The 20,805-nt window shown below is 31.4% G+C and carries 19 protein-coding genes; 11 read left to right on the forward strand and 8 right to left on the reverse strand.

The features are described 5' to 3' along the window. Positions 1–81: 81 nt before the first annotated feature. From SLH33_RS08220 to SLH33_RS08240, 5 genes are all read right to left on the reverse strand, one after another. On the reverse strand, positions 82–441 hold the full coding sequence (locus SLH33_RS08220) for a hypothetical protein (protein WP_320418602.1): 360 nt from the start codon (positions 439–441) through the stop codon (positions 82–84). A 22-nt stretch (positions 442–463) separates the two neighbouring features. Then, positions 464–2,197 carry a NupC/NupG family nucleoside CNT transporter gene (locus tag SLH33_RS08225; RefSeq protein WP_320418603.1) on the reverse strand — a complete coding sequence of 578 codons (1,734 nt, stop codon included), beginning with the start codon at positions 2,195–2,197 and terminating at the stop codon, positions 464–466. Between the two features lie 16 nt (positions 2,198–2,213). Continuing rightward, positions 2,214–2,831, reverse strand: coding sequence for a bifunctional nuclease family protein (locus SLH33_RS08230; RefSeq protein WP_320418604.1), 618 nt, complete (start codon positions 2,829–2,831; stop codon positions 2,214–2,216). Between the two features lie 164 nt (positions 2,832–2,995). Next, the gene (locus SLH33_RS08235) at positions 2,996–3,949 is read right to left on the reverse strand and encodes an electron transfer flavoprotein subunit alpha/FixB family protein (protein ID WP_320418605.1); all 954 of its coding nucleotides are present in this window, start codon (positions 3,947–3,949) and stop codon (positions 2,996–2,998) included. A gap of 58 nt (positions 3,950–4,007) precedes the next feature. Next, positions 4,008–4,748 (reverse strand): electron transfer flavoprotein subunit beta/FixA family protein, encoded by a 741-nt coding sequence (locus SLH33_RS08240; RefSeq protein ID WP_320418606.1) that lies wholly within the window; start codon positions 4,746–4,748, stop codon positions 4,008–4,010. A gap of 199 nt (positions 4,749–4,947) precedes the next feature. On the opposite strand from SLH33_RS08240, the gene SLH33_RS08245 reads away from it, so the two are divergent. The 9 genes from SLH33_RS08245 (at position 4,948) to SLH33_RS08285 (ending at position 17,759) form a co-directional block, all read left to right on the forward strand. Continuing rightward, a complete protein-coding gene (locus SLH33_RS08245) occupies positions 4,948–5,925 on the forward strand; it encodes a pyruvate dehydrogenase complex E1 component subunit beta (RefSeq protein ID WP_320418607.1) in 978 nt (325 codons plus the stop codon). Between the two features lie 83 nt (positions 5,926–6,008). Further along, entirely contained in the window at positions 6,009–8,516 is a 2,508-nt protein-coding gene (locus SLH33_RS08250; protein WP_320418608.1) for a DUF5686 and carboxypeptidase-like regulatory domain-containing protein, read from the forward strand. Between the two features lie 98 nt (positions 8,517–8,614). Next, complete coding sequence (locus tag SLH33_RS08255; protein ID WP_320418609.1) at positions 8,615–9,142, forward strand: inorganic diphosphatase; 528 nt, start codon at positions 8,615–8,617, stop codon at positions 9,140–9,142. A 110-nt stretch (positions 9,143–9,252) separates the two neighbouring features. Next, positions 9,253–11,670 (forward strand): sodium-translocating pyrophosphatase, encoded by a 2,418-nt coding sequence (locus SLH33_RS08260; protein ID WP_320418610.1) that lies wholly within the window; start codon positions 9,253–9,255, stop codon positions 11,668–11,670. 66 nt (positions 11,671–11,736) lie between these two features. Beyond that, positions 11,737–13,056, forward strand: coding sequence for an aminodeoxychorismate synthase component I (pabB, locus tag SLH33_RS08265; RefSeq protein WP_320418611.1), 1,320 nt, complete (start codon positions 11,737–11,739; stop codon positions 13,054–13,056). A gap of 21 nt (positions 13,057–13,077) precedes the next feature. Continuing rightward, positions 13,078–13,590, forward strand: a complete 513-nt coding sequence (locus tag SLH33_RS08270) for a hypothetical protein (protein ID WP_320418612.1) — start codon at positions 13,078–13,080, stop codon at positions 13,588–13,590. Between the two features lies 1 nt (position 13,591). Beyond that, entirely contained in the window at positions 13,592–14,416 is an 825-nt protein-coding gene (locus SLH33_RS08275; protein WP_320418613.1) for an alpha/beta hydrolase, read from the forward strand. Positions 14,417–14,437: 21 nt separating this feature from the next. Next, a complete protein-coding gene (tilS, locus tag SLH33_RS08280) occupies positions 14,438–15,751 on the forward strand; it encodes a tRNA lysidine(34) synthetase TilS (protein ID WP_320418614.1) in 1,314 nt (437 codons plus the stop codon). 19 nt (positions 15,752–15,770) lie between these two features. After that, a complete protein-coding gene (locus SLH33_RS08285) occupies positions 15,771–17,759 on the forward strand; it encodes a protein-disulfide reductase DsbD family protein (protein ID WP_320418615.1) in 1,989 nt (662 codons plus the stop codon). A 195-nt stretch (positions 17,760–17,954) separates the two neighbouring features. Here SLH33_RS08285 and SLH33_RS08290 read toward each other — a convergent pair whose 3' ends face one another. From SLH33_RS08290 to SLH33_RS08300, 3 genes are all read right to left on the reverse strand, one after another. After that, positions 17,955–18,161 carry a hypothetical protein gene (locus SLH33_RS08290; protein ID WP_320418616.1) on the reverse strand — a complete coding sequence of 69 codons (207 nt, stop codon included), beginning with the start codon at positions 18,159–18,161 and terminating at the stop codon, positions 17,955–17,957. Between the two features lie 89 nt (positions 18,162–18,250). Next, positions 18,251–18,625: a hypothetical protein gene (locus tag SLH33_RS08295; RefSeq protein ID WP_320418617.1), complete on the reverse strand. Its 375-nt coding sequence runs from the start codon at positions 18,623–18,625 to the stop codon at positions 18,251–18,253. A gap of 50 nt (positions 18,626–18,675) precedes the next feature. Then, positions 18,676–19,014 (reverse strand): roadblock/LC7 domain-containing protein, encoded by a 339-nt coding sequence (locus SLH33_RS08300; RefSeq protein ID WP_320418618.1) that lies wholly within the window; start codon positions 19,012–19,014, stop codon positions 18,676–18,678. Positions 19,015–19,391: 377 nt separating this feature from the next. On the opposite strand from SLH33_RS08300, the gene SLH33_RS08305 reads away from it, so the two are divergent. Next, the gene (locus SLH33_RS08305; protein WP_320418619.1) at positions 19,392–19,766 is read left to right on the forward strand and encodes a hypothetical protein; all 375 of its coding nucleotides are present in this window, start codon (positions 19,392–19,394) and stop codon (positions 19,764–19,766) included. A 2-nt stretch (positions 19,767–19,768) separates the two neighbouring features. Next, positions 19,769–20,755 carry a P63C domain-containing protein gene (locus SLH33_RS08310; protein ID WP_320418620.1) on the forward strand — a complete coding sequence of 329 codons (987 nt, stop codon included), beginning with the start codon at positions 19,769–19,771 and terminating at the stop codon, positions 20,753–20,755. The last annotated feature ends 50 nt before the right edge of the window (positions 20,756–20,805 follow it).

Here is a 20,805-nt window from a genome sequence, read left to right on the forward strand (position 1 = left end):
CTTTTCAATCTTGATTTTGGTAAAAATAAAAAAGCATCAACAAAAATTGTTGATGCTTTTTAAAATTATATTCATAAGTTATTAACTAAATAACTCAATACTCAAAAATCCAATTATTGAAGCTAAAAGTCCCATTCTTAAAACCAACGAAGGCCTAATTCTAACTACATATAAATCTTCTTCTTTAATATTTGCCTTTAGTTTTATTGAAATTAAGAGACCGATGGTAGAATCATAAACCCCAACAATAAAACTACCTGCAATAGCCATCAAAAAACCAGCATAACTTTGTAAGTATAACGCTATGGCTCCGTAAATAATAAAAGAACCAAAAGTTAGCCATACATATTGAAAATTTAAAACTCTAGACATTATAGAACCTACAATATCATATATTGTAACAGCCGTTAAACCAATTAAAAAGACAATTACAGCTTCCACAACAAAATAGGTTTAATTTAATCTATCCTATTATCATACCTGCAATAGTTGCTGACATCAATGAAGCAATAGTACCTCCAATTAGTGCCTTAATTCCAAACTCTGACAACGTTTTACGCTGCCCTGGCGCTAATGATCCAATTCCTCCAATTTGTATTCCAATTGAAGCAAAATTAGCAAAACCACATAGCATATAGGTAGCCATAATAATTGATTTATTATAAGTTAAATGTGTAACGTTGGTTACATTTTTTAAATCTGCTAGCTGAATGTATCCAACAAACTCACTCGCTGCCAATTTAATTCCTAATAACTGTCCCATTAAAGCCATATCTTCTGTAGCTACACCAATTAACCACATTAATGGCGCAAAAATATATCCTAAAACAGCTTCAAGAGAAAATTTTTGGTAAGGGGTGTTTACTGCAATCCAATCATTTAATGAAGTTATATCTCCAAACCATCCTAATATTCCGTTTAACATAGCTATAAATGCTACAAAAACTAATAACATAGCTCCTACATTCATTGCTAATTGTAATCCTTCAGTAGTACCATTAGCAATAGCGTCTAACACATTTGACCCTATTTTTTCTGAAGAAACTTTTACTTCTGTATTTACCTCTTCTGTTTGTGGATATAGCATTTTAGAAATTACAATTGCACCCGGTGCTGCCATAACAGATGCCGCTAATAAGTGCTTCGCATACATTAATCGCATTTCTGGATCATCACCTCCTAAAAAACCTATATAAGCCGCTAATACAGCTCCTGCTACTGTTGCCATTCCTCCGATCATTACTAATAAAATTTCAGATCGGTTCATTTTTTCTAAGTAGGCTTTAATTAATAATGGTGCTTCAGTTTGACCTAAGAAAATATTTCCTGCTACTGATAAACTTTCTGCTCCTGATATTTTTAATCCTTTTGAAAGTAACCAAGCTAGCGCTTTTACTACTTTTTGAATAACACCTAAATAAAACAACAATGATGTTAACGCTGAGAAAAATATAATGGTTGGTAATACTTGAAACGCAAAGATAAATCCGAAAGTATCCATATCAACAACTAAACCTTCAAATAGAAATTTACTACCTGCTCTTGTAAAATCAAGTACGCTTACAAAAAGTCCTCCTATGAATTCAAATGCTTTTTGAATAAAAGGCACCTTTAATACTCCAATAGCAATTAATAATTGAAATATTAAACCTACACCTACTGTTTTCCAATCAATTCCTTTTCTATTTGAACTAAATAAAAAGGCCAAAGCTAGAAGGACTATCATTCCTAAAATTCCTCTCCATAGACTACTAAAAGAAAATCCTTGACTTGGAATTATTTTACTTTCTTTAACTTTTACTTCACTAGCATTATCTGCTACAGAATCAATAATAGATGAATTTATTACTTCTTGAGTTGTGAAGTTATATATATTATTTTTTTCTGACAAGGTCAGTTTGTTATCAGATAGTTCCACTACATTAAAATACCTAACTGTATCTTTGGGTTGTGTCTGATTAAATATTAATAAATTATTTTGATGAATGTAGGTTCCTGAAAGTTCAAAACTATCTTTATCTTTTAATAAATAATTAAATTGACCATTAGATAGATTAAATGTATCTTCTTTAGAAGTGGTAAAAATTTCGTTCCCTTGGGTATCTTTTACCGATATAAAATTCCAATTCTTTTCTATACTCTGTCCAAAGCTAAATACTGACATACAAAGTAATAGCAAGATAGGTAACTTCTTCATTATTATATATATTAAATTAAGAGCGTTTGCTAATTTCGTCTCGAATTTTGGCTGCTAATTCGTAGTTTTCATTTGTTACAGCCTCATTAAGTTGTTTATGTAATTCTTGTAATGATAGTGTAGAAAAATCACTTACAGAAGATTCTTGCTCAAAATCAATCTCTAATTCATCTTCCTCCTCTAATTCTTCTTCTTGTGCATCATCTAGAAGTTCTTCATCCATTTTTAAATAAATTCCTGCTTTATCTAAAATATTTTCATACGTAAAAATTGGCGCTTGAAAACGTACAGCTAAAGCAATAGCATCTGAAGTTCGGGCATCAATTACCTCTTCTGCGCCATCTCTTTCACAAACTAAGCTAGAAAAGAAAACACCATCTACCAACTTATGAATAATAATTTGTTTTACTTCAATTTTAAAAGTATCAGCAAAGGTTTTAAACAAATCGTGGGTAAGTGGTCTAGGAGGGCGAATTTCTTTTTCAAGTGCTATGGCTATTGATTGTGCTTCAAACGCACCTATAATAATTGGTAAAGTTCTAGTACCTTCCATTTCACTTAACACCAATGCATAGGCTCCGCTTTGGGTTTGACTGTAAGAAATTCCTTTAATCGTTAATCTTATTAGGCTCATTCATTATCTATTCATCATACAAAAAACCGCCTTATTCAGACAGCTCAAAAGGTGGCACAATTTACTAAAAATTATGAGTTTGTATGATTTTATTCTTAAAAAAGATAAACCTCGAAAGAATTACTTCAATTCGAGGTTTTATATTTTATTTTTTTAAGCTTTTTTTACGACTGTTTAAAAGCTTTTAATTTTTCTATTAATTGCGGTACTACTTCAAAAGCATCACCAACAATACCATAATCAGCAGCTTTAAAGAAAGGAGCTTCTGGATCATTATTAATAACCACTTTTACTTTAGAAGCGTTAACTCCTGCTAAATGCTGGATAGCTCCTGAAATACCAATGGCTATATATAAGTTAGATGCTACTGGCTTACCTGTTTGCCCTACGTGCTCACTATGAGGCCTCCATCCTAAATCAGAAACAGGTTTAGAACAAGCTGTTGCTGCTCCTAAAACCTCTGCCAATTCTTCAATCATTCCCCAATTTTCAGGACCTTTTAATCCACGACCGGCAGATACAACAATATCTGCATCAGCAATTGTTACTTTTCCTTTAGCTCTACTGATTTCTTCAGATTTTACTCCCATTTCTGGTAAAGTTGCATCAAAGCTTTCAGCTGAACCTGAAACTACATTTTCATGAGCTCCGTATGAGTTTTTAGCAACTCCTATTACTTTTTTGTTTGTAGTTATTTCAGTATTATTGAACCCTTTATTAGAAAAAGCCTTACGTTTAACCACAAACGGACTAGTACTACTTGGTAAAGCAACTACGTTTGATGCATAACCCGCTTCTAACTCAACAGCTACTAATGGCGCAACTGTTAATCCATCTACAGATGAATCTATTACAACTACATCAGATTCTTGGGCATCTGCAACTTGCTTAATAATTGAAGCATACGCCTTTGCATTAAAAGAAGCTAACTCATTTTTTACTTCTACTACTTTTTCGGCTCCGTATGTATATAATTCAGAAGCATCGCCTCCATTAATTGTTAAAGTAACTACGTTTGTTCCTAATTGTTCTGCTACTTTTTTTCCGTATGAAACAACTTCAAAAGCTGTTTTTTTGAATTTTCCTTCCGATGAATCGGCAAAAACTAATACAGACATATTTTTAATATTTTTTTGATTTTAAATGATATATCATCTAAAATGTATGGTTTTTAAATTAAATTGCTTTTGCTTCGTTGTGTAATAAATTAATTAATTCATCCACATTATCCACTAATTTTACTGCTCCTTTTGGTGCAGGCTTTTCAAATGATTGAGTTGCTGTAGTAGCATTTGCTCCCGCAGGCTCAACAACACTTAAAGGTTTTTTACGTGCCATCATAATACCACGCATATTAGGAATACGTAAATCTTTTTCTTCTACAATTCCTTTTTGTCCTGCTACCACTATTGGTAAAGTTGAAGATAATTTTTCTTCTCCTCCATCAATTTCTCTTTCTAAAGTAACATTTGCTCCCTCTACTTCAATTCCTACACAAGCGTTTACAAAGTTAAAATCTACTAAAGAAGCTAACATCCCTGGAACCATTTGTCCATTATAATCAGCAGATTCTTTTCCAGCTAATACTAAATCAAATCCTCCATTTTTAACTATTTCTGCTAATTCTTTTGCTACTAAAAAACCGTCAGTTGGTTGAGTATTTACACGAATTGCATCATCTGCCCCAATCGCTAATGCCTTACGTAAAGTTGGTTCGGTTTCTGGTCCACCAACATTTACTACTGTAACAGACGCTCCTTGCTTTTCTTTAAACCACATAGCACGTGTTAAACTAAACTCATCATATGGATTAATAACAAATTGTACACCGTTAGTATCAAACTTTGTATCGTTATCTGTAAAATTAATTTTTGAAGTGGTATCTGGCACATGGCTGATACATACTAATATTTTCATATATCGTTGTTTTAAAGAAACTTAATTTTATGCGACGAATTTACACATTTTTTTTAATTTATTATGCATGCATAATAAATTTTATTCGTAAAAAGCTTTTAAAAATTCATTTAATGATAATTTTAAAATATCTAACCTCGGGGTTACCACTAAATTTATTATTTTTGCCAATTAAATAAACAACTACTTTATAAAACAAATGAAAACAGTTCAATTTAGAGAAGCTATTTGTGAAGCAATGAGCGAAGAAATGCGCAGAGATGAAAGCATTTACTTAATGGGTGAAGAAGTTGCCGAATATAATGGTGCATATAAAGCCAGTAAAGGAATGTTAGATGAATTTGGCTCAAAAAGAGTTATTGATACTCCTATTGCCGAATTAGGTTTTGGTGGTATTGCAGTAGGGTCTGCTATGAATGGTAACCGCCCTATTGTAGAGTATATGACCTTTAACTTCTCTTTAGTTGGAATTGATCAAATTATAAACAATGCAGCAAAGATTCGTCAAATGAGTGGTGGTCAATTTAACTGCCCTATTGTTTTTCGTGGGCCAACAGCATCGGCTGGTCAATTAGCAGCTACACACTCTCAAGCTTTTGAAAGTTGGTACGCTAACTGTCCTGGATTAAAAGTGATTGTTCCTTCAAACCCATACGATGCTAAAGGTTTGTTAAAAGCAGCTATTAGAGATGATGATCCGGTAATTTTTATGGAATCGGAACAAATGTATGGAGATAAGATGGAAATTCCAGAAGGGGAATATATTATTCCTATCGGAGTAGCAGACATTAAAAGAGAAGGTACAGATGTTACTGTAGTATCTTTTGGAAAAATAATCAAAGAAGCATACAAAGCTGCCGATGAGTTAGCTAAAGAAGGAATTTCTATTGAAATTATCGATTTACGTACCGTACGTCCAATGGATCATAAAACAATTTTAGAATCTGTAAAAAAGACAAATAGGTTAGTAATTTTAGAAGAAGCATGGCCATTTGGAAGTGTAGCTTCAGAAATTACATTTAGAGTACAAGACGAAGCATTTGACTATTTAGATGCTCCAATTAAAAGAATAACCACAGCAGATACACCTGCTCCTTATTCTCCAGTGTTATTAGAAAAATGGCTACCTAATGCCAACGATGTTGTTAAAGCAGTTAAAGAGGTACTATATCTTTAAAAAACTAATTTAATCAATGAAATAATAATAAATCCTTTTGGTAATACTCTTTTACCAAAAGGATTTTGACTTAAATACCTCCCATGAAATTAAAATTTGCTATTTTATTATTGCTGCTTACCACCACAATTCAAGCACAATTAACACTAAAAGGAAAGGTTGTTGACGAATTTAAAAACCCTCTTCCTTTTGTAAATGTATACATAAAAGGAACTCCTTACGGAACCACTACTGATGATGAAGGTCGCTTCTCATTCTGGATGAAGAAAAAAAGAGGAACTTTAGAGGTTTCTTTTATAGGTTTTCAAACACAAACCCTAAAAGTAACTCCCAAAACAAAATTTTTAAACATTGTTTTAAAAGAAGGTTCTAATGTTTTAGAAGAAGTAATTGTAGTTACAAAACCAAAAAAAAGATTAAAAAAGAAAGAAAATCCTGCCTATAGAATCTTAAAAGAAATCTGGAAACGTAAACGCAAAAATGGAGTAGCCTTAGTAGATCATTATCAATATAAAAAGCATGAATTAATCGAAATTGGGTTAAATAACTTAGATACAGCTTTTATAAAAACCATTTTTAATGGACAATATAATGAAGTAATCTCAAAAATTAATTACGATAGTGATGGAATAAACTATTATATACCTATATATCTTTCTGAAAAAATTTCAAAAGTATATGGTAATAATAATACCAATCAAATAAAAGAAGATATAGAAGCAGAAAAAGAAGAAGGCTTAGGTGCTCAAGGCTTTATTTTTGATAGAATGTCTAACACTTTTAATAATATTGATGTATTTGAAAACAACATTACTTTATTAAACAAAGCATTTGTAAGCCCCTTATCTACCGATGGTTTCGCTACCTATGATTATGTTTTATATGATAGTGTAGTTGAAAATGATAAAAAGTTATATAATATTTACTTTTTCCCTATAAGAAATCAAGATTTAGCCTTTAAAGGTAATTTTTGGGTAGCTGATAAAAATTTTGCTATCAAAAAAATTAAAATGCAAGTTACCAAAGGCGCTAATTTAAATTTTGTTCGTGGTTTAACTTTTGATAAAGAATTTGAAGTAAAAAATGACAGCATTTATTTACCTACAAAAAACGCATATGCAGGTGATTTTACTTTAGTTGATAAAAGTGATAGTAACAAAGGACTAACTATCAAAAAAACAGTAGGTTTTAAAAACTACATTTTAAATACCCCAAAACCGGCAAACTTCTACGATATTGAACAGGTAAAAATAAGACCTGATCAATTTCAAAAAAATCAAGAATTTTGGAATAATCATCAAGATACAGATACTCAATCTACTTATCAGCTCATTGAAACCGTTAAGGGAAAAAAGAAAATTAAAAAGCTTACAGGATTAATAAACACCATAGCAAGTGGATATGTAAATCTACCTCTAAATCTGCAACTAGGGCCTTTATGGACAGCTTTTGCATACAATGAGGTTGAAGGTTTCAGAACTAAATTAGGCTTCCGTTCCTTCAAAACAAAAGATGACAGGTTCAGAATTTCCGGTCATGTTGCGTATGGTTTTGGCAATAAAAAAGTAAACTATGGTGCCGAAGCACAATACCTTCTTTCTTATAAACCCAGAATTACCACAAATATTGCTTATCAAGATGATATTGAACAATTAGGTAGTACTCTTTTAAACACCAATCAACTATTAGGAAGGTCATTTGGTTCATCTGCTATCCTCTCAAGAGGTAACAACTATTTTTTATCGAGTGTTGTTAAATATGCAGCAAACTTTGACTATGCTATTCATAATAATTTTCATATCGGATTTAATTTTACTCGATCTAAAATAAAATCTGCTACTACTGAAGAATACTTTTCTATTAATTATTTTGATGATAATGGTAACCTACAAAATTCCGTTACCAATGTAGCATCAGATGTTTACATGTCATTTACTCCTGGACGATTTGTATATGGGTTAGGAGTTCAACAACGTTTTGGAAAGAATATATTTCCAAGTATAGTTGTAAACTATCGTCATGGTTATAAAGGAGTTTTTGGAGGAACTCATGATTATGATAAAGTTCAAATTAAATACAGTCAACCAATCTTATTAGGAAAATTTGGACTATTAGATGCAACTATAGAAGGTGGTAAAACTTTTGGAACAGTTCCTATTTCGTTGTTAAGTCCAATTCCTGCTAATCAATCATTTTCATTAGTAAAAAACACATTTGCTCTAATGAATTATTATGATTTTGTTACAGATACTTATGCTGCTACTCATTTAGAGCATCATTTTAATGGTTTTATTCTAAACAGAATACCATTACTAAAAAAACTCAACTTAAGAAGTTTAGTAACATTTAGAGCTGCTTACGGAACTATTTCTGATGAAAACATTGACATTAATCAATCAAATTTAAATTATAATGCGCCAAATAAAGTATATTACGAATATGGTGTAGGTCTTGAAAATATTGGTTATGGAAATTTACGTTTTTTAAGAATTGATGCCATTTGGAGAAGCGATTATACACCCGCTCCTGGCAGTATTGCTGAACCAACACCAACATTTGCTATTCGATTAGGAATACGTCCTGGATTGTAATCCATTAATTTAACCTTAAAATAACCTAACTTTTTTAGTAAAAAAACGTTAAAATTCCGTACTTTTGCCTCCCGATTTTAGAAACGAAGAACGAAAATATGACTGCAAAAGAGAAAAAAACAGTAGACGTTTTAATTGAAATTCCTAAAGGAAGCAGAAACAAATATGAATACGATTTCGAATTAAAGAAAATTCGTTTTGATAGAATGCTATTCTCATCAATGATGTACCCAGGAGACTATGGATTTATTCCAGAAACTTTAGCATTAGACGGTGACCCGTTAGATGTATTAGTTTTAGGTGCAGAACCTACTTTTCCAATGTGTGTTATGGAAGTAAAACCTATTGGGGTTTTCCATATGGCAGACGAAAAGGGTCCAGACGAAAAAATTGTTTGCGTACCCGTATCTGACCCTATCTGGAATAGATATAATGACATTGCAGATTTAAACCCTCATCGTCAAAAAGAAATTACACATTTCTTCCAAGTTTACAAAGACCTAGAGAAGAAAAAAGTTGATATTGGAGACTGGGGTAATGCAGATGAAGCTTATGACATTTTAGATAAATGTATAGAACGTTATGCTAATAGTGAAAATAAAAAAACAGACGATTTTAAAATCTAAGTTTTTACTATAAAAACAAAAAGCTCGTTAGAATATTCTAACGAGCTTTTTGTTTAGTTGTTGATTTTGTTATATTTATCATCAATATTAACTAATCAAACAACAAACTTATGACTACAAACATAATGTATGTGCCAACTATTTTGGCCGTTTTAGGATTGATTTTTATGTTCATTAAAATGTCTTGGGTAAAAAAACAAGACGCTGGATCAGATAAAATGAAATCCATTTCAAAAAGCATAAAAGATGGTGCTTTAGCATTTTTATCAGCAGAGTACCGTTTACTTTTTGTATTTGCAATTGTTGCTTCTATAGCTCTTTTTATCATTTCAACTATAGTCCCCACCACGCATTGGATTATTGTAATCGCTTTTATAGTAGGTGCCTTTTTTTCTGCTTTAGCAGGAAACATTGGTATGCGTATAGCAACCGATGCTAATGCTCGCACAACAGAAGCCGCAAAAACGAGTTTGCCAAAAGCCTTGCAAGTTTCTTTTGGAGGCGGAACTGTAATGGGGCTTGGCGTAGCGGGTTTAGCGGTTTTAGGATTAAGTTTATTCTTTTTATTATTTCTAAAAATGTTTGTAACCAATGGAGGCGACTTTTACAACGAAATGACCATGGCTCTAGAAGCGCTAGCAGGTTTTTCATTAGGTGCTGAATCTATTGCTCTTTTTGCACGTGTAGGTGGAGGAATTTACACCAAAGCCGCTGATGTAGGTGCTGATTTAGTAGGAAAAGTAGAAGCAGGAATCCCAGAAGATGATCCGCGTAACCCAGCAACTATTGCTGATAACGTTGGTGATAATGTGGGTGACGTAGCTGGTATGGGGGCCGATTTATTTGGTAGTTATGTTGCTACCGTGTTAGCTGCCATGGTATTAGGAAATTATGTAATCAGAGACATGTCGGTGAACAGTTCATTTACAGATGAATTTGGCGGAATGGGACCTATTTTATTACCATTAGTGATTGCTGGTGTAGGAATTGTAGCTTCTATTATCGGAACGTTTTTAGTGAGAATTAAAGATAATAACGCAAAAGAAGCTCAGGTACAATCGGCTTTAGATTTGGGTAACTGGGTATCAATCATATTAACGCTAGCTGCAAGTTTCTTTTTAATCAAATGGATGTTGCCAGAAACCATCAACATGAAATTCTTCGGAGAAGGTTTTAGAGAAGTATCATCAATGAATGTATTTTTTGCTGCATGCATCGGTTTAGCGGTAGGTGCTTTAATTTCGATAGTTACTGCGTATTATACCAGTTTAGGTAAAAAACCAGTATTGCATATTGTTCAAAACTCATCAACAGGAGCTGCCACTAACATTATTGCTGGTTTAGCGGTTGGGATGAAATCTACATTTTTATCGGTTATTTTATTTGCTGCGGCCATTTTTGGTTCGTATGCTTTAGCTGGATTTTACGGAGTTGCATTAGCAGCGTCTGCTATGATGGCTACTACTGCAATGCAATTAGCTATTGATGCTTTTGGCCCAATTGCTGATAACGCAGGTGGTGTTGCTGAAATGAGTGAATTAGAAGACCATGTTCGTGAACGTACAGATATTTTAGATTCTGTTGGAAATACGACTGCAGCAGTTGGTAAAGGTTTCGCAATTGCCTCTGCAGCATTAACAGCTTTAGCTTTATTTGCTGCTTATGTAACATTTACAGGAATTGACGGAATTAACATTTTTAAAGCCGATGTATTAGCAATGTTATTTGTTGGTGGAATGATTCCTGTTATTTTTTCTGCTTTAGCTATGGAATCGGTTGGTAAAGCTGCCATGGAAATGGTACATGAAGTACGCCGTCAGTTTAAAGAAATCCCAGGGATTATGGAAGGAACCGGAACTCCTGATTATGCTAAATGTGTAGACATTTCAACTAAAGCTGCTTTAAAAGAAATGTTATTACCTGGATTAATTACTATCATCACCCCTATTATTATCGGATTATTATTTGGTGCTGAACCATTAGGTGGTTATATGGCAGGTGTTTGTGTAAGTGGTGTTATGTGGGCTATTTTCCAAAACAATGCCGGTGGTGCTTGGGATAATGCTAAAAAATCTTTTGAAGCTGGAATAGAAATAAATGGGGAAATGACGTATAAAGGAAGTGACGCTCATAAAGCAGCTGTAACTGGTGATACAGTTGGAGATCCTTTTAAAGATACTTCTGGCCCCTCGATGAATATTTTAATTAAACTGACATGTTTAGTAGGTTTAGTAATCGCTCCTATTTTAGGAAGCGGACATGGTTCTGAAAGTCATGCTACACATGAAGTTAAAAAAGAAGTAAAAGTAGAAATTTCAGGTTCTGATAGTGAATTAGCTAAAGCTACTATAACCACTACCACAACAAAAGATGGTGAAATTACTACAGAAGTTAAAAACTTAGAAGGTACTGTTCAAGAAATCGAAGCACAAGCTAAGAAAGAGGGCGAAATCGTAGAAGTAAATGTTAAAAAAGAAGCTGAAACGGTTACCAAAGAGATCAAAGTAGATGTTGAAAAAGTAGAATAAATCAATAACAACAATAAAGCAAAACCCGATAGTTTTAATTTCTATCGGGTTTCTTATTTTTGCTACATGTCTGTAAGAACACATCAATCTTTTGCAATCGATAATCCACAAACCTTTAAAGAAAAATTATTGGTTTGGGCGCAACAATTTGAAACTGTGGTTTGGTTAGATTCTAACAAATACGATCAAACCTATTCATCATTTGATTGCGCTTTAGCTGTAGAAGAGTTTACCTCTATCAAAACGGATTATCATGGTGCCTTTGATAAGCTAAAAGAATATCAATCATTTAGCAAAGATTATATTTTTGGTTACATTAGTTATGATGTAAAAAATGATGTAGAAAAGCTGACTTCTAATAATTTTGATGGTTTAGAATTTGACGATCTACATTTTTTTCAACCTCAAAAAATCATCTTTATTAAAGGTGACAAAGCAGAATTTCATTATTTAAAAATGATAGATGATGAGTTGGAAGAAGATTTTGAAGATATTTTTGAAACGAATCCGAATGTGCTACCCGAGATCACATTAAAATCAACAAAAGATATTAAAATTAAACTTCGTATTCACAAAGATGAATACCATGAAAAAGTAAGTAAAGTTTTAGAACATATTCATCGAGGTGATATTTACGAAGCCAATTTTTGTCAGGAGTTTTTTGCTGAAAACACAACCATTCATCCGTATAAAATCTATCAACAACTCAACGAAATATCTGAACCTCCTTTTGCTACTTTTGTAAAATTTGATGAGAAATATTTGCTATCCGCATCGCCAGAGCGCTATATCAGAAAACAAGGATCCAAAATTATTTCACAACCTATTAAAGGGACAGCAAAACGGTTAATTGATACTATTCAAGACGATAAAATTGCGTTTGATTTGGCTAGAGATGAAAAAGAGCGATCGGAAAATATTATGATTGTTGATCTGGTTCGTAATGATCTGTCAAGAACTGCCAAAAAAGGATCGGTAAAAGTTGAGGAGTTATGTAAAGTGTATTCATTTAAGCAAGTGCATCAAATGATTTCAACAATTGTTTCAGAAGTTGAAAACACGACTCACTCTGTTGATGTTATCAGAGACACTTTTCCTATGGGAAGTATGACGGGTGCTCCAAAAGTTTCTGCAATGCAGATTATTGAAGAGTTAGAGGAAACCAAACGTGGATTGTATTCCGGTACTGTTGGCTATTTTACTCCTGAGGGTGATTTTGATTTCAACGTAATTATCCGAAGTATTTTATACAATGAAGAAAAAAAATACGTTTCCTATTCGGTAGGTGGGGCTATTACCGCCAAATCTACTCCCGAAAAAGAGTATGAAGAATGTTTGCTTAAAGCAAAAGCTATGAAATATGTACTTTTAAATTCTAACCTTTAAAAACTTAACTATATTTATACGATGAGAAAAATTAAAAACTTAATGGCAATCGTTGTTTTAGTAACTGCAATTACCTCTTGTAAAACCAATAAATATTCTTTTTTAAGTAATTATCCTGTAAAAACTGTTCCGGTTATTGATAGCACAAACTTTAGCAATCATGTTGAAGGGAAGTTATTAAGCAAAAAAGAGCAAGAGCTTTTAAAATTACCTGTAATTTTTGAAGGTCAGTTGGAAGGTGAAAACACTAAAGTAGGAATTTCTTACCTCCCAAAAATTTCAGAAAACTATCAATCGGTTGTGTATTATCTCTACCCAAACCAATCAGAATTATTGGTTATGTTGGTTAATTACGATGAAAAATTCAATATCATTAACAGTCAAATGTTAGCTTATGATGAAATTGCTGAAAGTATGTTAAAAACAACTTCAACAATATATAAAGATAGTATTGTTTTGACTGAGTATATTTCTGAAAATCCATCCACTATTAAATTTAATATTTTAGAAAACGGTCAAATTACTAGAGAATAAAATGATGCATCAAGAATTTACTTTTCAATTAAACAACATTGATTTCTTTGGTCAGTATTGGCAACCTGAAACCACTAAAGTAGTGGTTGTTTTAGTGCATGGTATGGGAGAACATTCTACAAGATATACCACTTCCGTAGTTCCTAAAATGATTGAAAATAATATTGCTGTCGTAAGTTTTGATCATTTTGGTCATGGCAAAACTAAAGGAAAACGAGGTCATGCTCCAAGTTATGATGCCGTATTAAATAGTGTTGCTTCTGCCATTGAAAAAGCTAAGGAACTCTACCCTAACAAACCTATATTTTTATATGGGCATTCTATGGGGGGAAATGTTGTTATTAATTATGTATTGAGAAGACAATCCGAAGTTAAAGGAGTAATCGCTTCAAGTGCCTTTTTACGATTAGCGTTTCAGCCACCAGCATGGAAAATGTTTTTAGGTAAGATGATGTTGAAAATTGCTCCGTCCATCACGTTAGGTAATGAGCTTGATCCTAACGATGTTTCTCGTATCAAAGAAGAAGTTGACAAATACATTGCTGATCCGCTGGTACATGACAAAGTGAGTCCTAATTTTTCCTTACCGTTTATAGATGCTGGTGAGTGGGCAATTAAAAATGCTAACAAATTAACCGTACCTCTATTATTAATTCATGGTACAGGTGATAAAATTATTGATTATAAAGGATCTATTGATTTTGCTAAGAACACACCTTTAGCTACGGTAAAACTATATGAAAATGGTTACCATGAGTTACATAATGATCTTTGTAAAGAAGAAGTTTTACAAGATGTAACTAATTGGTTAAACTCTCATTTATAATTACAATTAAACAAGTACTTGATGTTAGAAAAGTTCACACAACATATCCATCAAAACTTTCCTTTTCTTTTAGATAAGAAAGTTTTACTTGCTATTTCTGGAGGTATAGACAGTGTTGTGCTTGCTCATTTATTTCATCAATTACATATCTCTTTTTCACTGGCTCATTGTAATTTTCAATTACGAGGTGAAGAAAGTAATGGCGATGAAATTTTTGTAAAAGAATTAGCAAAGGATTTGAATGTTACTATCTTCAGCACTCAATTTGATACAACTAATTACGCTGAAGAAAAAAAACTATCTACCCAACTAGCAGCTAGAGAACTACGATACAATTGGTTTCAAAAACTTACAGAAGAAAATCAATTTGATTTTATAGCTACTGCGCATCATGCAGATGATAATTTAGAAACCTTTTTAATCAATTTAACTCGTGGTACAGGTTTAGAAGGCTTAACTGGAATTCCTGCACAAAACGGGAATATTATTAGGCCACTTCTTATTTTTTCAAGAGAAGAAATTGAAAATTTCGCCAAACAGAATTCAATTAGCTGGCGAGAAGACGCAAGCAATGCTTCTGCTAAATATCTCCGAAATAAAATTAGACATCAAGTAATTCCTATCCTTAAAGAAATCAACCCCAAATTAATCCAAAGCTTTAATAACACCTCTACCTATTTACAAGAAAGTCACCAAATTATTGATGATAGAGTTTCTGAAGTTGCTGAGAAAGTTACTACAAAAAACAATGAAACCCTTCAATTTAACATAGAAAAACTATTACAACTTTCCAATCCGAAAGCATATTTATATCAATTTTTAAAAGGTTATGGTTTTAATGAATGGGATAAAATTTACAACTTATTACATGCGCAATCTGGTAAATTTATTTCAACAAAATCTCATATCCTCTTGAAAAACAGAGAATTTTTATTATTTTCGCCCACTAAGAGAGGTGATTTAAATGAAAAATCAATTTCTAAAATTGATGAGGGAACAAAAAAAATAAATCATCCTATTCAATTAACCATACAAGAAATAGATCAAAACGCTATAGAATCGAAAAATTCTATTGTAGTTGATAAAAATTTATTATTTTTCCCACTCATTATTCGAAAGTGGAAAAATGGAGATGTGTTTTATCCTACAGGAATGCAGGGTAAAAAAAAAGTAAGCAAGTTTTTTAAAGACAAAAAATTATCAATGTTTGAAAAAAATAAAACTTGGTTACTTTGCACTTCAAAAGATGAAATTGTTTGGATAATTGGCATGAGACAGGACAGAAGGTTCTTAGCAAACAGCAAAACAAGTAATATAATTAAAATAAGTAAATAATCCCAACCCCCTTTGTAATATGAAAAAAGTCATTACCCTATTTTTATGTATTTTAGGATTTTCATTATCAACTTTTTCTCAAGATGAAGCTCCTGTTGAAATAGAAACTCGGGTCGTTAAAGTATCTGACACTGAGTATGATTTAGTTTTTGAAGTATTTATTGATGAAAATTGGCACTTGTACTCTCAGTACAATCCAGAAGATGCTTCCTTACCCATGAGTATAAAGCCTGCAGAAGGCGAGAAAGGTTTTACATTGGTAGGTAAAGCTAAAGAAAGTGAAACCCATACTGAATTTAGTGATATATGGGGTGTAGATGAAATATTTTTTGTTGAAGAAGCAGTAATAACACAACGTATTAAGCTTGATGACCCAACTTTAAGACAAGTTACTTTAAATATGGATGCACAGGTTTGTAAAACGTTTTGTTTGCCATATGATGAAGACTTTACTTTTTCATTAGACGGAGGAGCGGTAGTTGCTACAGTTGCTGAAGTTGATGAAAAAAGTCAAGCAATGTCTAATTCTTTAAAATTAGATTTAAAAAACACTGATTTATTAGAGGGAAACAAACCAACTGGTAATGACGATGAAAAACAAGCTAATTTGCTTCAAATTTTCTTATTAGGTTTTGCAGGTGGTTTACTTGCATTTTTAACTCCATGTGTATTCCCATTAATACCTTTAACGGTATCATTTTTTACAAAACAAGCAAAAACAAGAGGTAAAGGAGTAAGAAACGCATTGTTGTATGGTTTCTTTATTGCTGCTATATATTTATTATTAAGTGCTCCTTTCCATTATATGGATTCATTAGATCCTGAAATATTAAATACTATTTCAACAAATATTTGGTTGAATTTATTCTTCTTTATTGTTCTAGTATTTTTTGCAGGTTCTTTCTTTGGTTTTTACACAATTACATTACCAAGTTCATGGGGAACAAAGATTGACAGTGCTTCAGATATTGGAGGATTAATAGGAATTTTCTTTATGGCTTTAACATTAGCTATTGTGTCCTTTTCTTGTACGGGCCCTATTTTAGGTTCATTACTTGCAGGATCTTTAACTTCTGATGGTGGTGCTATGCAGTTAACTGCTGGTATGGGAGGTTTTGGTGTAGCTTTAGCATTACCTTTTGCTTTCTTTGCTTTATTCCCTAATTTACTGAGCTCATTACCTAAATCAGGTTCATGGATGAACATGATTACTGTAATGTTAGGTTTTATTGAATTAGCAATGGCATTTAAATTCTTGTCTAATGCAGATTTAGTAGGACACTGGAATGTATTTAAAAGAGAAATTTTTATAGGTATTTGGATCTTAATAGCTCTATTATCTGCATTATTTTTATTCGGTAGATTAGTCTTTCCTGGAGGCGCCAGAATTAGAAGAGTAGCTGGATTTAGAGTCCTTTTAGGTTTATTAATGTTAGGCTTTGCTGTTTATTTAGCACCAGGTGTTACTAAAAAACCTATTTGGAACCAAAATTTATTAAGTGGTTTTGCTCCTCCTCAATTTTACAGCGTGTACAAACAAGACAACAACTGTCCGCTTGCATTAACTTGTTTTAAAGATTTTGATGAAGGAATGGCATATGCTAAATCTGTTAATAAACCCGTTTTATTAGACTTTACAGGGTGGGCTTGTGTTAATTGCCGTAAAATGGAAGAAAATGTTTGGAGTCAAGCAGATATTTATAGAACATTAAAAGATAAATATGTTTTAATCTCTTTATACGTAGATGATAACGAAAATAAACTTCCAGCAGATAAACAATTTGATTTTGTTAAACCTAACGGTAGAGTTAAAAAAATAAAAACCTATGGTGACAAATGGACAACTCTACAAACTGTAAACTTTAAAAATGCATCTCAACCATACTATGTATTGATGAGTCCTGATTTAGAAGTCTTAAACTCACCTCAGCAATATACAGACAAATCTACTTATTATGATTGGTTAAAAGAAGGATTACAGAATTACCAAAAATATGGAAGTAACTAAAACGTAAGTTTAGTTATAATGCATAAGCCGAAGAATAATATTCTTCGGCTTTTTTTTATCCGCTTCTACTCTAATATACCATAATTAAATTATTTGACGTTCATTAATTATCCTATCAATGATGATGCAATTAGATATTAGTAGAAACAAAAAAACCCTGTTTTAACAACAGGGTTTAGTATTTTAAAATTATTTTCAGCTTGCTTTATCAAATTCGCTAAAGAAAAACTTACTAAAGAAATTAGCTTTTTTCTTTTCAATAGCTTTACTTTCTTTTTTACTTATAGAAAGCTTGTTGTTGACAAGATTGCCATGAATTAATCTATAGGATTCATATTCTTTCAAAAATGAATCTAGTTTTTGTTTTAACCCTTCTTCTATAGGTAATGTATACACATTCATAATAATTAAATATTTTATTAAACATCTTAATTAAAATAGAATTAGGGGGACAAAAAAACTTAATAATTAAACTATCAACAGTTTAATTATTATAAAACTTCATTAAGTTCCTTTTTGAATTTATTTAACAATGATTTAGTAATTCCTAAATTAGCCTTAGCTGAATCTACAGCTAAATAAATAAAGTAAGCACCACTAGGAGCAATGTTAATAATATGAACCTGACTTGATAATGTAATTGTAATATCTTCAATATTTTCTGATAATCCTAATGCTTTTACTGCATTTAACTTAGCTTTAACAACTTCTAAGTTATAAGCAGATGCTAAATTAGGATCAAAATTATCATCAACAGTTACTGATTCATAAGCCACACCCGACTCAATTTCTGTTACTGCAACTGCGATGAAACCTGGAACATTATTTTTCATGTTCTCAATAAAAGTATTTAATACATCATTCATGGTAAAAAAATTATTGGTTATTAATTATTTATTTGTATTCTTATTTTTATTTAAGCTTTTTTCTTTTTGGTTAAATTATCCATCAACATCATAATCATACCAGCCTTTGCCAAGTCTTTTGAATATATTCCCACTATAAAGTCTTCATCAAATTTATCCAACACAAAAACTCCTTCAGTAGCTTTAAAAACTACTTGTCTTAACTTACCAATTTTAATATCATCTGTAAAGTCTTCTGCCATTTTGGTCATAACTCCCATCATTGCAGCAAAGTTATTGCCATAATCAACATTTTCCGCTTCAATAAGCTCTCCTCCAGAATTAATTATTATTGCACCGTCTGCATTTGTCCTTTTAAGGAATTCTGCTAAATCAAATTGTTTATCCATATGTATAAATAAAACTGTGTATGTATAGATTGTTGAAATTTAAATTATATATAAACTCATTTTTTTAGAGTTTTTTAATTCTTCATCATCACCAAAAACCATTACTGCATTATCAAGGTGAAACAAGAATTACATTAATTTAAATTGAAGGGGGAAGTAAACTAATTTCTTTCTCGTTAAATTTATTAACAGTACAAATATATGACACATTTTTTTTACAAGAGTCACTTCAAACAAACTTTTTTTAAAAAAATAATTAAAATCATCTTTTTTATCTTGATTTTCAGTTACTTAAAAAAGTATAAATCTATTTTACACAAAAAAAAATAAAATATATGTATAATTATACTATTTTTAATTTTCATAAAATTAACTATATGTTTAACAGTGAGTTTAAAAATATATCTGAAATAAAAATAACATTTCCCAACGAACAAGTTTGTATTTACCATCTAGAAAGAATTAGATGGAATAAAAAAGTTATTAGTCCGTTTGATAACTCTTCAAAAGTCTATAAATGTAAAGCAAATAAATACAGATGTAAAAACACCGGAAAATATTTTAACGTTAGAACTGGTACTATGTTTGACAATACCAAAACATCATTACAAAAATGGTTTATAGCTATATGGATTGTTACTTCATTCAAACCTAATATTAATTCTATTGAATTAAGTAAATATTTAGGCATCTCACAAAAAAGCGCTTGGTTTATGTTGACTCGTATTAAAAAATGTTATCAACCCAACTAACTATGAATCAGATATTAAATGCTACTTACGAAGGTTTTATTACTATAAACAATAAGAAATTAGATGTTGCTATTTTAGAAAATGGAATGAAACTGATTAACCACGTTTCTGTATATAAAGTTTTTGGAAAAACAAGAAGAGGCAGATTAAGTAAAGAAAATGAAAAGAAAAAAATTCTCTCTTTTGTTAATATTGATCTTTTTTCTGATTTACTTGATGAAGAGCTTATAAAAAAACTAACTTCAACAAGTTACAAAACACTAAAGAATCAAAATACAGAAGGGTATCCTGCTGAAATATTAAAAGATCTTTCTAAAATCTACACAAAAAGAAAACGTGACAGTAAGCTCCCTCCAAGTCAAGAAGTCATAGCAATTGAAGGAGAAAAAATACTTAATGATTTATTTAAAGTAGATATACATCAATTAATTTATTACAACCTTAATTATTCTTTTGAGAAAGAATATAAAAAGTTGCTAAACGTACTTCTTCCTTTTTTTGAAAGTGATATTTATGAATGGATAAAAGTAATTCCAATTTTATTTTATATAGAACTCTTTCGCAACAATGGTTGGGATTTTACGGTGTTAGAAATAGAAAAAAGACCTAGTATTATTGCTACCTGGATAAAAACGCTTGTATTTGATCAGCTTCCTCAAAGTATTTCAACTGAATTAAAGGAAAAAGATCCAAAAATTGAAAATTTAAACAATTACAACTTTAAAAATTGGCTTATTACTGAAAGCATTGGAAATTCACACTTAAAAGGTCAATTAAATCAAATTATAACACTTTTTCAAATCTCTGAAAATATGTACGATACGTGGAATCATATAAACACATTAAAACTACATCAAAGAGTTAAAGTAAAATCACCATTTCTATTTAATGAAAAAGGTGAAACTATAGAGCCTATTGAAGAAAGCTTTTTATCAGACTTTAATAAAAAACTAAGGATAGCACTAAATTTTAATCCTAAGAACAATTGATAACTACTATTTCTATTCTAACTTAAAAGATAGAAAAGCCGCTTAATCAT

Source organism: Tenacibaculum sp. IB213877, from assembly GCF_034043975.1.
Taxonomy (GTDB): domain Bacteria; phylum Bacteroidota; class Bacteroidia; order Flavobacteriales; family Flavobacteriaceae; genus Polaribacter.

Excerpts from the sequence above, each read along its gene's own strand:
- SLH33_RS08235 (WP_320418605.1), bottom strand. The coding sequence starts at position 3,949 with ATGTCTGTATTAGTTTTTGCCGATTCATCGGAAGGAAAATTCAAAAAA.
- SLH33_RS08285 (WP_320418615.1), top strand. The coding sequence starts at position 15,771 with ATGAAAAAAGTCATTACCCTATTTTTATGTATTTTAGGATTTTCATTA.
- SLH33_RS08230 (WP_320418604.1), bottom strand. The coding sequence starts at position 2,831 with ATGAGCCTAATAAGATTAACGATTAAAGGAATTTCTTACAGTCAAACC.
- pabB (WP_320418611.1), top strand. The coding sequence starts at position 11,737 with ATGTCTGTAAGAACACATCAATCTTTTGCAATCGATAATCCACAAACC.
- tilS (WP_320418614.1), top strand. The coding sequence starts at position 14,438 with ATGTTAGAAAAGTTCACACAACATATCCATCAAAACTTTCCTTTTCTT.
- SLH33_RS08225 (WP_320418603.1), bottom strand. The coding sequence starts at position 2,197 with ATGAAGAAGTTACCTATCTTGCTATTACTTTGTATGTCAGTATTTAGC.
- SLH33_RS08270 (WP_320418612.1), top strand. The coding sequence starts at position 13,078 with ATGAGAAAAATTAAAAACTTAATGGCAATCGTTGTTTTAGTAACTGCA.
- SLH33_RS08250 (WP_320418608.1), top strand. The coding sequence starts at position 6,009 with ATGAAATTAAAATTTGCTATTTTATTATTGCTGCTTACCACCACAATT.
- SLH33_RS08305 (WP_320418619.1), top strand. The coding sequence starts at position 19,392 with ATGTTTAACAGTGAGTTTAAAAATATATCTGAAATAAAAATAACATTT.
- SLH33_RS08260 (WP_320418610.1), top strand. The coding sequence starts at position 9,253 with ATGACTACAAACATAATGTATGTGCCAACTATTTTGGCCGTTTTAGGA.
- SLH33_RS08275 (WP_320418613.1), top strand. The coding sequence starts at position 13,592 with ATGATGCATCAAGAATTTACTTTTCAATTAAACAACATTGATTTCTTT.
- SLH33_RS08290 (WP_320418616.1), bottom strand. The coding sequence starts at position 18,161 with ATGAATGTGTATACATTACCTATAGAAGAAGGGTTAAAACAAAAACTA.
- SLH33_RS08300 (WP_320418618.1), bottom strand. The coding sequence starts at position 19,014 with ATGGATAAACAATTTGATTTAGCAGAATTCCTTAAAAGGACAAATGCA.
- SLH33_RS08245 (WP_320418607.1), top strand. The coding sequence starts at position 4,948 with ATGAAAACAGTTCAATTTAGAGAAGCTATTTGTGAAGCAATGAGCGAA.
- SLH33_RS08255 (WP_320418609.1), top strand. The coding sequence starts at position 8,615 with ATGACTGCAAAAGAGAAAAAAACAGTAGACGTTTTAATTGAAATTCCT.
- SLH33_RS08295 (WP_320418617.1), bottom strand. The coding sequence starts at position 18,625 with ATGAATGATGTATTAAATACTTTTATTGAGAACATGAAAAATAATGTT.
- SLH33_RS08240 (WP_320418606.1), bottom strand. The coding sequence starts at position 4,748 with ATGAAAATATTAGTATGTATCAGCCATGTGCCAGATACCACTTCAAAA.
- SLH33_RS08310 (WP_320418620.1), top strand. The coding sequence starts at position 19,769 with ATGAATCAGATATTAAATGCTACTTACGAAGGTTTTATTACTATAAAC.